This is a genomic window from Polaromonas sp. (genome assembly GCF_031411155.1).
In the GTDB taxonomy this organism is placed as follows: Bacteria; Pseudomonadota; Gammaproteobacteria; order Burkholderiales; family Burkholderiaceae_C; genus Polaromonas.
Window position 1 is genome coordinate 1 of sequence record NZ_JANOAL010000259.1, and the last position, 10,910, is coordinate 10,910.

The following is a 10,910-nucleotide window of genomic DNA, read 5'->3' on the forward strand; positions in this document are numbered from 1 at the left end:
GGCCGGTGCGAAATGGTGTTGCCGGCGTCGTAGTTCAGGCCGACCCTCGGGTGGCCGATGCCGGCCAGCAGGGCGGGACCGTCGGCGGCGGTATTGAGCAGGTTGTCGGAGCCGTCGCCCGGGTTTTCCAGGCCGATCCACAGGTCCAGCTGCTCGGCGTGGCGCGCCAGCAGTTCGATGTTCTCGAAGAAGCGCTTTTCGTTGTTGCGGTGCGCGGCATTGGTGTTGATCACGCGGGCGCCGATGGCGCGCGCGAAATCCATCCGGCCCAAAAACACCTTGAGCGCGTCGGGCCGGCCCAGGTCGATGTGCGAGGAAAACGCATGGCAGCGCAGGCCATGCTCGCGCAGCCAGGAGGCGTACTGGCGCGCCTTGTCGGGCGTGAAGGCGGTTTCGTCGAAGGGCTCGGTGTAGCCGACGATGAAGGCCGGCTCGACGTGCGTGGCGCCGATCGAGGCCAGACTTTCGAGCACGCGCGGGAACTCGTAGCCGTCGTAGGGCGCGGCCGAGATCGAGACGATGCGCTCGCCGGGCGTGCCGTCGCGGGTGGGGAGGGAAGGAGTCATGCTGGCCTTTTCAGTGGAGGGTCAGCCAGGGCAGGTAGGCAAAGCCGAGCAGCAGGCCGATGGCGACAGCGTAGAAGGGGATGAGCTCGACCACCACATCGCCGATGCGCACCTTGGCGATGGTGCTGGTGATGAAGAGCGTCGTGCCGATCGGCGGGTGGTACAGCCCGATCGAGAGGTTCACGATCATCATGATGCCCAGCTGCACCGTGTCCATGCCGACGGCCGCCGCCAGCGGAACGAACATTGGCGTGAGCAGCAGCACGGCGGCCGGCAGGTCGATGAACATGCCGGTGGCCAGCATGATCAGGTTCATCGCCAGGATGATCAGCCACGGCGACTGCAGCGTGTCCTTGGCAAAACGCGTGAACTCCGCGGGCAATTGCTCATAGGTGACGATCCAGCCCACGATGCTCGAAGCCATGATGATGAGCAGCACCACGCCGGTGGAGATGCCCGCCTCGATGGCCGCGGCCCGGATCTTGGCGACGGTGAGGTCGCGGTAGACCAGGCCCGCCACGACGAGCGCGTACAGCGTGGACATCACGCTCACCTCGGTCGGCGTGGCGATGCCGAAGCGCAGGAAAACGATGATGAGCACCGGCATGGCGAGCGCCGGGCCGGTCTGTATGAGCTGGCGCCAGAATGCAGGCCACTCGAAGGGCGTGGTGTCGCGCGGGAAGTTGCGGCGCCGGCCCTGCACGTAGCACACGGCCATGAAGCCCGCGCACATCAAGAGGCCCGGCAAGATGCCCGCGACGAACAAGGCGCCGATCGAAGCGCCCGAGACCAGCGCGTAGACGATCATGGGAATCGACGGCGGGATCAGGATGTCGATGGTCGCCGCGGCCGCCAGCGTGCCGGCTGCGAACGGCGCCGGGTAGCCGAGCTTCTTGAGCCAGGGGATCAGCATCGAGCCGATGGCCGAGGCGTCGGCCACCGCCGAGCCCGAGACGCCGCCGAAGATGGTTGACGACAGCACGCCGACCTGCGCCGGGCCGCCATGGATGCGGCCGATCATCATCGACAGCAGCGTGACCAGGCTCTGCCCCAGCTTGCCGCTGACCATCAACGCGCCGGTCATCATGAAGAAGGGAATGGCGATGAGCGGAAAGCTCTGCGTCTGCGACAGCATCTGCTCGATTGCCAGGTGCACCGGCACGCGGTCGAGGATGAGCAGGCCGCCCACCGACGCGAGCACGAGGGCGTGCGCGATCGGAATGGACAGCAGCGCCCCGCCCACGAACAGAAGAATGATGAGTCCGGTCATGCCTGTGCTCCGGTGGTGATGGGTGGGGATGCGGGTTCGGGGCTGTCATCCAGCCAGAGGTTGGGCTGGCTGGTCCACACCTGGGGCAAGCGGCACAGGGTCACGATGGCCAGCAGCGCGAAGCCCAGCATCAGGCAGCCCACACTCACCGAGCCGGGCACCTGCAGGATGGGCGTGCGCTCGTCGGCAGCGATCTCCATCAGCGGCCAGGCCACGACGGCGAGCGAGGCGTACAGGCCCGCCACCACTAGCGACCCGGCCAGCAGCACCCAGCGGCGCATCGCGCCCAGGCGCTGGGTGAAGATGACGATGGCGATGTGCGAGCCATGTTGGGCCGCCAGCACCACGCCGGCCATGATGAGCCAGGGGAACATCAGCTCCGGCAACTCGGACGCCGAGGCCAGGCTGCTGCCCGCGACGTAGCGCAAGCCCACGTTGGCGCTCAGGATGAGGAACATCGAGCACAGCGTGACGTAGAGCACGCCACGACAGGCCATGCCGATCAGGTGGTCGATCACGCGGGCGATTCGCACGGCTGCCGAACCGTCCGGACCCTGCGTGGCCTGAAGGCCGGGCGATTGGGAAAAGCTCATGACTGGTTCAACCTCAACGGGTCGCCTGCACGACGCGCTTCACGAACTCGCCCGTGGGGCCGGCGCTCCACTTGTCATAGACGACGCGGGTAGCCTGCACGAAAGGTGCGCGGTCCACGGTGTCGATCTGCACGCCCTTGCCCCTGATCTCTGCCACCAGCGTTTCGTCGGCCTCCTTGGACAGCTTGCGCTGCATTTGCGTGGCCTCCGCCCCGGCGGCCATGAAAACCTTCTGGTCGGCTGCGCTCAGCTTGTCCCAGGAGCGCTTGCTCATGAGGAAGGGGGTTGACTCATACTTGTGGCCGGTCAGCGAGATGTACTTCTGCACCTCGTAGAGCTTGGCAGAGGCGATGTTGGCCAGCGGGTTCTCCTGGCCGTCCACCACACCTTGCTGCAGGGCCACGTAGAGCTCGGAGAACTTGATCTGCTGCGGGTCCGCGCCAAGGGCCTGCATGATGTCCACCGTGATGGCATCGGGCGGGGTGCGGACCTTCAGGCCCTTGACGTCGGCGGGCAACTTGATCGGACGTTTGCTGTTGGAGATATGGCGAATGCCGTTGTCCCAATAGCCCAGCACGACCATGCCCTTGGCTTCCGAACGCTTGGCCAGCTCTTGACCGAGGGGGCCGTCCAGCAATTGCCAGGCCTTGGTGATGTCCGAAAACAGGAAGGGCAAGCCCAACGCGCTGTACTCGGGAACCACGGTGGAGACCGCGCCCTGGCTGTTGGCCGACATGTCCAGTGTTCCCGAGCGGAGCGCTGTCACCATGGCTGAATCGTCCCCCAGCTGCGAGGAGTGGGCCACCTGAATCTCGATACGGCCGTTGGTGTTGGCCTTCACGGTCTCGGCGAACTTCATTGAGGCTTCGTGTCGCGGATTGCCGGGGGCGGCGCCGTGACCCAGGATCAACTTGATGGGGGTTTGGGCAAAGGTGGCGGAACCGGCCAGGGCCAGCGCGGCGACCAGTGCAGCGCGGCGAAGAAGGTTGAATCGTGTCATGTTGTCTCCGGATGTTGTCAGCGCAGCGATGCCGTGCTGCGAGCGGTTTTTTTGTTCAGAAATGGCGAACGCGGCGAGCCGGTCAATGGATCAGCATGCCGCCGTTGACGTCGAGCGTGATGCCGGTGCAGTAGCCCGACAAATCGCTGGCCAGGAACACCACGCAGCCGGCCACATCGTCGGGCGCGCCGATGTAGCCCAGCGGAATGCCGTCCAGGATGGACTGGCGCTTGTCCTCGGGAATCTTGCCCTTGTTGATGTCGGTGGCGATCAAACCGGGGGTGACGCAATTCACCCGGATGCCCTCGCCCCCGTACTCGCGCGCCATGGCACGCGCCAGGCCGAGCACACCGGCCTTGGCGGCCGAATAGTGCGGGCCGCCCAGAATGCCGCCGCCGCGCTGCGCCGAGACCGAAGAGATGCAGACAATGGAGCCGCTCTTCTGGGTTTGCATCGTCGGCAGAACCGCCTGCGAGGCGATCAGCGTGCCGCGCAGACTGACATCCAGCACGGCATCGTAGTCCTGCGCCGTGATGTCCAGCGTCTTGCGCGGCTGGGTGATGCCGGCGTTGTTAACCAGCACGTCAATCCGGCCCTTGGCGCGCAGCACCTCGGCCACGGCCTCGTCGCACGAGGGCTTGTTGGTGACGTCGGCCACCAGCCCCATGTGCTGCGGCCCGAGCCGGGCAGCGGCAGCGGCAGGCTCTGCCGCTGCGAGGTCGAGAATGACGATGGTGGCGCCCTGGGCGGCCATCATGCGGGCGGTGGCAAATCCCAGGCCATTGGGGCCGGCGCCCCCGGTGACCAGGGCCACCTTGTCTTTAAGCAACATTTGCTGTCTCCTTGTTAATCTGCCGCGATTCTGGACAACAACATGCTTGCGCACAAACGATAGAATCTCATGCCCTGGTGAAAATCTGTCATGTTGCAGTGCAATATCACCTCCATCCTTCATGTTGCCTCCCCTTCCCTCTCTGGTGGCCTTTGAAGCCATTGCGCGCCGACGGAGCTTTTCGCTGGCCGCATCAGAGCTCCATCTGACGCCCTCGGCGGTGAGCCACCAGGTGGCGCGGCTGGAAGACTTTCTGGGGGTCAAGCTGTTTGAGCGTTCTTCGCGCGGCGTCAAGCTCAGCCCCGCCGGCGAGGCCTACCTGCAGCGCGTGGCGGGTGCTCTGGGCGCCATCGGAGCCGCCACCGACGACGTGCGTCAGGGCGTGCGCAATTCGCTTTATGTGCATGCCAGCCCGAGCTTCGCGAGCCTGTGGCTCATGCCGCGCATTGGCCAGTTCGCGCAGGCCTATCCAGGCGTGTCACTGTTTCTTTCAGCCTCGCACCTGCATTCGGACTTCGAACTCGGTCAGGTCGACATTGACATCCGCTACGGTGTGCCCGCCTGGCCGCAGCTCGTAGTGCAGCCGATATTCCGCGAAGCCATCATGCCGCTGGCGAGCCCGGCCTTCATTGAGCGGCACCAGATCCACACGCCGGCCGACCTGTTGCAGGTGCCGCTGATCCAGTCCACCGTGGGTGTGGTGCAGTGGGCCGACTGGTTTGCGCTGCACCACCCGTCGAAACGGCCGGAGCGGTTTGCGCTGCGCTTTGACCGCGCGTTGATGGCGCTCGACGCGGCGGTGCAGGGCCTGGGCGTGGCCCTGGAAAGCACGGTCATCGGAGACAGCTACCTCCAGGCCGGGCGGCTGCAGCCGGTGTTCGACCCGGCCTGGGCCATTTCGGTACAGGCGCATTTCGTGGTGTACCCGGAGCGCCACAGCTACCGCCCCGAGGTCGCCCAGTTTCTGGCCTGGCTACGGATGCAGGCGGGGGATCCAGCCGGACCGGCCAACCCGGCCGTCTGAGCGAAAATTCAAGAGCCCTATTGCAGCGCGCCCGCGACCACGTTGATGCTGAGCGCCAGGATCAGCATGTTGAAGCCAAAAGACAGCAGGCTGTGCACCAGCGTGAGCCGGCGCATGTCACGCGAGGTCACCTGCACGTCGGAGACCTGCGACGTCATGCCGACCACATGGGCGTGGTACAAAAAATCAAAATAGTCCGGATCGAGACCGCCCGGAAACAGCAGGCCCGCACCGTCGGGCTTGCTGCGTTTTTCTTCCTGGTAATAGCGGTGCGCATAGTGAAACGCAAACATCACATGAATGAAAAACCAGGAGCCGGCCAGCGCCGCCAGGGCCAGCACCAGATGCAGCGCATGCGCCAGGCCCGACATCGCGCGCACCTGACCCATCATCATCGTGATGGCCGCCACACAGGTCAGGGTGGCCAGCAGCATCAGCAAGAACAGCACCACGCTGGGCTCGTCCTGCGCCTGCGCGCGCTCACGGGTGCGCTTGGCATCAAACCCCACGCACAACCACCAGGCCAGCACCAGATAAACAGCAACGCCGGCGCACCAGCCCAGCAGGCCGCGAAACGGCCAGGTCATGGGAAGCGGCAGCGCCGCCGTGCCCAAGCCCGCCAGCAAGCCATACACCAGACGCTGCTCGCTAGTGGTTTCAGAAAGGTGTTTGCGCATGACGCCAATTGTGGGGCATGGGCACCAAGCGCGGCGGAGCGCATTTTGGCGCCGCCAAGTAAAAAGGGCTTGCTGCCATTTTCATAGCAGCAAGCCCTCATACTCACATAAATACTGGCGGAGCGGACGGGACTCGAACCCGCGACCCCCGGCGTGACAGGCCGGTATTCTAACCAACTGAACTACCACTCCTGGTAGCGATGACGTTTACTCTTTCGAGTCAAGTTGCCTGCCCTTTCGGACTGGCTGCGAACCCTTGCGGGCCTGCCGTCATCAACTTGCGCCTTGCACATCGCATTGCTGCGATGAATTCTTGGCGACCCCACGGGGATTCGAACCCCGGTACTCACCGTGAAAGGGTGATGTCCTAGGCCTCTAGACGATGGGGTCAAAGCCTTGGAACTTCCGTGGCAGTCTGGTTAGGGACTGCCCAAAAAACTCTCTCAAATTACTTCCCGACAAGAAGCTATGGTGGAGGTAAACGGGATCGAACCGATGACCTCTTGCATGCCATGCAAGCGCTCTCCCAGCTGAGCTATACCCCCGTCCTGTCCGTTGCGAGTTGCCTCACAACTGTCGAGCCTTGAATTATAGCCCGAAAAATTTGCGGTTTTCAAATTTTCAGTCGCGCAATCACATCTTCTTTTTTCATGAGTTCCAGAATCGCATCGAGCGAGGGCGTCTGCGATGTGCCCATCACCAGCACGCGCACCGGCATCGCCAGTTGCGGCATTTTCACACCGGTAGCCAGCAGCACCTGCTTGATGGCGGCGGCAATCGCGGCCTTGTTCCACTCGCAGCCGGCCAGCGCGCCGGCCAATTGCACCAGCGCCGGGCGCACCGCCTCGGTCACATGGGTACTCAGGTCTTCGCTGCTGGCCTGCCCGCCCGTCACCAGGCGCTGCAGCCAGCCGGCCAACTCGACCAGGGTGCTGCAGCGGTCCTTGAACAGGCCGCAGCCACGCACCAACCTCGCCTCGTCCAGCCCGGTCACGCCCAAGCCGGCAAGAAATGGCGCCACCGCCAAAGCCAGTTTCTCATCGGTCATGGCCTTGAGGTGCTGGGCATTGACCCAGCGCAGCTTGGCCTCGTCGAACTGCGCGGCGCTCTTGCCGAGGTGGTCGAGATTGAACCAGGCGACGAACTGCTCGCGGCTGAAAATTTCGTCGTCGCCATGGCTCCAGCCCAGGCGCGCCAGGTAGTTGACCATGGCGTCGGGCAGGTAGCCTTCGGCGGCGTACTGCGTCACCGGCTTGGCGCCATTGCGCTTGCTCATCTTCTCGCCCTGCTCATTGAGCACGGTGGGCAAGTGCGCATAGACCGGCACCTCCTTGCCAAGGGCGCGCAAGATATTGATCTGTCGCGGTGTGTTGTTGACATGGTCGTCGCCGCGGATCACATGCGTGATCGCCATGTCCATGTCGTCGACCACGACGCAGAAGTTGTAGGTGGGCGTGCCGTCGGGCCGGGCGATCACGAGGTCATCGAGTTCGTCGTTGCTGATCTCGATGCGGCCCTTGACCTTGTCGTCCCAGACCACGGCGCCGCCCTGCGGATTCTTGAAGCGCAGCACCGGCTGCACGCCCTCAGGAACCGGCGGCAGGGTCTTGCCCGGCTCGGGCCGCCAGGTGCCGTCATAGCGCGGCTTTTCCTTGGCCGCCATCTGCTTTTCACGCAGCGCATCGAGAGCTTGCACACTCATGTAGCAGGGGTAGACATGGCCGGCGGCCTGCAGCTCGGCCAGCACCGCCTTGTAGCGGTCCATGCGCTGCATTTGAAAGAACGGGCCCTCGTCGTGGTCCAGCCCGAGCCAGCGCATGCCCGCGATGATCACATCGACCGCGGCCTGGCTGGACCGCTCGACATCGGTGTCTTCGATGCGCAAAATGAAATCGCCGCCGGTGGCGCGCGCAAAGGCCCAGGGGTAGAGCGCCGAGCGGATGTTGCCGAGGTGAATGAAGCCGGTCGGTGACGGCGCGAAACGGGTTCTTGTTTTGTGCGTCATTTCAAGCTGTCCAGACCGCGCGCCAGGTCGGCTTTCAGGTCGTCGATGTATTCAAGGCCCACGGCCACGCGAAGCAGGCCCTGGCCAATGCCCGCTGCCTGGCGCTGCACTTCGGTCAGGCGCCCGTGCGAGGTGGTGGACGGATGGGTGATGGTGGTTTTGGTGTCGCCGAGATTGGCCGTGATGCTGCAGACCTGGGTGCTGTCAATCACGTGGAAGGCATTCTTGCGGGCGCTGTCCGCATCGCTGCCCCTGAGGTCAAACGACACGACGGCGCCGCCGCAGCCTTGCCCGTTCAGGGTTTGCTGGCGCATGGCCAGCGCATGTTGGGGGTGCGATGCCAGGCCGGGATAATAGACGCGGGCCACGCCCGGCTGCGCCTCCAGCCAGGTCGCCAGTGCCAGCGCGCTGGCGCTTTGCGCCTGCATGCGGATGGACAGTGTCTCGAGGCCCTTCAGGACCACCCAGGCATTGAAAGGCGACAGCGTCATGCCGGCGCTGCGCATGATGGGCACGAGTTTGTCGTCGATGAGTTTTTTCGGCCCGCAGATGGCGCCCGCAATCACCCGGCCCTGGCCGTCCAGGTACTTGGTGCCCGAATGAATGATCAGATCGGCACCGAGCTTGACGGGCTGCTGCAGCGCCGGCGAGCAAAAGCAGTTGTCCACCGCCAGCAAGGCACCCGCCGCATGGGCAATATCGGCCAGCGCACGGATGTCGCACACTTCGGTCAGCGGATTGGTCGGGGTTTCGGCAAACAGCAGTTTGGTGTTGGGCCTGACGGCGGCCTGCCACTGGGCCACGTCGGTTTGCGAGACAAAGCTGCTTTCCACACCGAACTTGCCAAACTCGCTGCCGATCAGCTTGATGGTGGAGCCGAACACCGACTGCGAGCAGATCACATGGTCGCCGCTTTTGAGCAGGCCCATGCACATCAGCAAGATCGCCGCCATGCCGCTGGAGGTGCCGATGCAGGCCTCGGTGCCTTCCATCGCGGCCAGGCGCTGCTCCATGCTGGTCACGGTCGGGTTGGTGAAGCGGGAATAGATATAACCCTCTTCCTCGTTGGCGAAGCGCCGCGCGGCCGTGGCGGCATCGGGCTGCACAAAGCTGCTGGTCAGGTACAGTGCTTCGGAGTTTTCGCCGTACTGGCTTTTATCGACGGCGGCGCGCACGGCCAGCGTGTCGCGGTGCAGGTTGTCGGGTAATTTTTTCGGGTCCACGTTCAAGCCTCCTGCGGATTGGGCAGCGCCAGGCGCGACACGTCAACGTCGCTGTCATCGCCAATTTTTTCAGCCGTGTCGGCGCGGCTCGAATTCATCGCGGCAATGGTTTCCGCGGTCACGTCACCGGTGATGTAGACGCCGTCAAAGCAGGACGCATCAAAGCCATCGAGCTTGGGGTTGAGCGAGCCAATGGCGCGGCGCATGCCTTCCACGTCCTGGTAAATCAGCGCGTCGCAGCCAATCACCTGGCGAATTTCCTCGATCGTGCGGTCATGCGCCACCAGTTCGCCGGGGGTCGGCATGTCAATACCGTAGACATTGGGAAAGCGCACCGGCGGCGCGGCGCTGGCCAGGTAGACCTTGCGCGCGCCGGCGTCGCGCGCCATCTGCACGATCTCGCGGCTGGTGGTGCCGCGCACGATGGAATCGTCGACCAGCAGCACATTGCGGCCCTTGAACTCGCTGGCAATCACATTGAGCTTTTGCCGCACCGATTTCTTGCGCACGCCCTGCCCCGGCATGATGAAAGTGCGGCCCACATAGCGGTTTTTGACAAATCCCTCGCGGTAGGGAATGCCCAGCAGATGCGCCAGTTGGGTGGCGCTGGGACGGCTGGATTCGGGAATCGGAATGACGACGTCAATCTGGTTGGGCGGCACCGTGGAAACGACGCGCTTGGCCAGCGTCTCGCCCAGGTTCAGCCGCGCCTGGTAGACCGAGATGCCGTCAAGCACCGAGTCGGGCCGCGCCAGATAAACAAACTCAAAAATGCAGGGCTTGAGCTGCGGGTTGGCGGCGCACTGCTCGGCATGCACCGTGCCGTCCAGGTCGACAAACACGGCTTCGCCCGGTGCAATGTCACGTTCGAACTGGTGCAGCGTGCCTTCCAGCGCCACCGATTCGCTGGCCACCATCACGGTGTGGCCGGCTTCGTTCTGGCCGCGGCCAATACACAGCGGCCGGATGCCAAACGGGTCGCGAAAGGCCAGCAGGCCGTGGCCGGCAATCAGCGCCACCACGGCGTAAGAGCCCTTGATGCGCTGCTGCACACCGCGCACGGCGGCAAACACATCGGCCGGCTTCAGCGTCAGACCGCGCGTGGTTTTTTCGAGCTCATGGGCCAGCACGTTGAGCAGCACTTCGGAGTCGCTGTCGGTGTTGATATGGCGGTGATCGGTGGTGAACAGCTCGGCCTTGAGTTCGGCCGCATTGGTCAGGTTGCCGTTGTGCGACAGCACCAGGCCAAACGGCGCGTTGACGTAAAACGGCTGCGCCTCGTCCTCGCTGTAGGCATTGCCGGCCGTCGGGTAGCGCACCTGGCCCAGGCCCACCGTGCCCCGCAACGCGCGCATGTTGCGGGTGCGAAACACGTCACGCACCATGCCCTTGGCCTTGTGCATGAAAAACTTGTGCCCCAGCTGGGTGACGATGCCCGCCGCATCCTGGCCACGGTGCTGCAGCAGCAGCAGCCCGTCATAGATCAGCTGATTGACCGGGGCTTTGCTGACGACGCCGACTATTCCGCACATGGTGTTTGACTCACTGTTGATTCACTGAAAACTCTTGAAAACCGCTTAACTTTGCCTGCAATTGACTCGCTGGATCAACCCAGATACTGACCAAATCGTTCCGGAAGCGCCGGCTTCAAGCCCTTGAGGATGGCTGTCAGCGCCGGGGCGCCTTTGGATTCGACCCACCAGTCGCTCGTCTTGAATGC

Annotated in this window: 10 protein-coding genes and 3 tRNA genes; 1 reads left to right on the plus strand and 12 read right to left on the minus strand. The window is 64.1% G+C overall.

Annotation, left to right across the window (positions count from 1 at the left end; translation table 11 throughout):
- From RMO23_RS15390 to RMO23_RS15410, 5 genes are all read right to left on the minus strand, one after another.
- Positions 1-566 (minus strand): TIM barrel protein (locus RMO23_RS15390; RefSeq protein WP_309683375.1); only part of this gene is annotated, 566 nt, incomplete at its 3' end.
- A gap of 10 nt (positions 567-576) precedes the next feature.
- The gene (locus RMO23_RS15395) at positions 577-1,836 is read right to left on the minus strand and encodes a TRAP transporter large permease (RefSeq protein ID WP_309683378.1); all 1,260 of its coding nucleotides are present in this window, start codon (positions 1,834-1,836) and stop codon (positions 577-579) included.
- Complete coding sequence (locus tag RMO23_RS15400) at positions 1,833-2,429, minus strand: TRAP transporter small permease (protein WP_309683382.1); 597 nt, start codon at positions 2,427-2,429, stop codon at positions 1,833-1,835. The genes RMO23_RS15395 and RMO23_RS15400 overlap by 4 nt, the downstream gene beginning before the upstream one ends.
- A 13-nt stretch (positions 2,430-2,442) precedes the next feature.
- A complete protein-coding gene (locus tag RMO23_RS15405; protein WP_309683385.1) occupies positions 2,443-3,429 on the minus strand; it encodes a TRAP transporter substrate-binding protein in 987 nt (328 codons plus the stop codon).
- A gap of 82 nt (positions 3,430-3,511) precedes the next feature.
- Entirely contained in the window at positions 3,512-4,261 is a 750-nt protein-coding gene (locus tag RMO23_RS15410) for an SDR family oxidoreductase (protein ID WP_309683388.1), read from the minus strand.
- Positions 4,262-4,382: 121 nt separating this feature from the next.
- Here RMO23_RS15410 and RMO23_RS15415 point away from each other — a divergent pair, with 121 nt between their 5' ends.
- On the plus strand, positions 4,383-5,285 hold the full coding sequence (locus RMO23_RS15415) for a LysR substrate-binding domain-containing protein (protein WP_309683389.1): 903 nt from the start codon (positions 4,383-4,385) through the stop codon (positions 5,283-5,285).
- A 17-nt stretch (positions 5,286-5,302) separates the two neighbouring features.
- Here the strand turns inward: RMO23_RS15415 and RMO23_RS15420 are convergent, their stop codons facing one another.
- From RMO23_RS15420 to purF, 7 genes are all read right to left on the minus strand, one after another.
- Positions 5,303-5,962 (minus strand): DUF1345 domain-containing protein, encoded by a 660-nt coding sequence (locus RMO23_RS15420; protein ID WP_309683390.1) that lies wholly within the window; start codon positions 5,960-5,962, stop codon positions 5,303-5,305.
- Positions 5,963-6,077: 115 nt separating this feature from the next.
- A tRNA-Asp gene (locus tag RMO23_RS15425) sits at positions 6,078-6,154 on the minus strand.
- 122 nt (positions 6,155-6,276) lie between these two features.
- Positions 6,277-6,352 (minus strand) — tRNA-Glu (locus tag RMO23_RS15430).
- Between the two features lie 79 nt (positions 6,353-6,431).
- A tRNA-Ala gene (locus tag RMO23_RS15435) sits at positions 6,432-6,507 on the minus strand.
- A 68-nt stretch (positions 6,508-6,575) separates the two neighbouring features.
- Positions 6,576-7,967, minus strand: coding sequence for a glutamate--tRNA ligase (gene gltX / locus RMO23_RS15440; RefSeq protein ID WP_309683392.1), 1,392 nt, complete (start codon positions 7,965-7,967; stop codon positions 6,576-6,578).
- Positions 7,964-9,190 (minus strand): O-succinylhomoserine sulfhydrylase, encoded by a 1,227-nt coding sequence (locus tag RMO23_RS15445; protein WP_309683393.1) that lies wholly within the window; start codon positions 9,188-9,190, stop codon positions 7,964-7,966. Before RMO23_RS15445 ends, gltX begins: the two co-directional genes overlap by 4 nt.
- Positions 9,191-9,192: 2 nt before the next feature.
- Complete coding sequence (gene purF / locus RMO23_RS15450) at positions 9,193-10,722, minus strand: amidophosphoribosyltransferase (RefSeq protein WP_309683395.1); 1,530 nt, start codon at positions 10,720-10,722, stop codon at positions 9,193-9,195.
- Between the last annotated feature and the right edge of the window lie 188 nt (positions 10,723-10,910).

Coding starts and splice junctions, on each gene's coding strand:
- RMO23_RS15395 (WP_309683378.1), bottom strand. CDS start 1,836: ATGACCGGACTCATCATTCTTCTGTTCGTGGGCGGGGCGCTGCTGTCC.
- RMO23_RS15400 (WP_309683382.1), bottom strand. CDS start 2,429: ATGAGCTTTTCCCAATCGCCCGGCCTTCAGGCCACGCAGGGTCCGGAC.
- RMO23_RS15405 (WP_309683385.1), bottom strand. CDS start 3,429: ATGACACGATTCAACCTTCTTCGCCGCGCTGCACTGGTCGCCGCGCTG.
- RMO23_RS15410 (WP_309683388.1), bottom strand. CDS start 4,261: ATGTTGCTTAAAGACAAGGTGGCCCTGGTCACCGGGGGCGCCGGCCCC.
- RMO23_RS15415 (WP_309683389.1), top strand. CDS start 4,383: ATGTTGCCTCCCCTTCCCTCTCTGGTGGCCTTTGAAGCCATTGCGCGC.
- RMO23_RS15420 (WP_309683390.1), bottom strand. CDS start 5,962: ATGCGCAAACACCTTTCTGAAACCACTAGCGAGCAGCGTCTGGTGTAT.
- gltX (WP_309683392.1), bottom strand. CDS start 7,967: ATGACGCACAAAACAAGAACCCGTTTCGCGCCGTCACCGACCGGCTTC.
- purF (WP_309683395.1), bottom strand. CDS start 10,722: ATGTGCGGAATAGTCGGCGTCGTCAGCAAAGCCCCGGTCAATCAGCTG.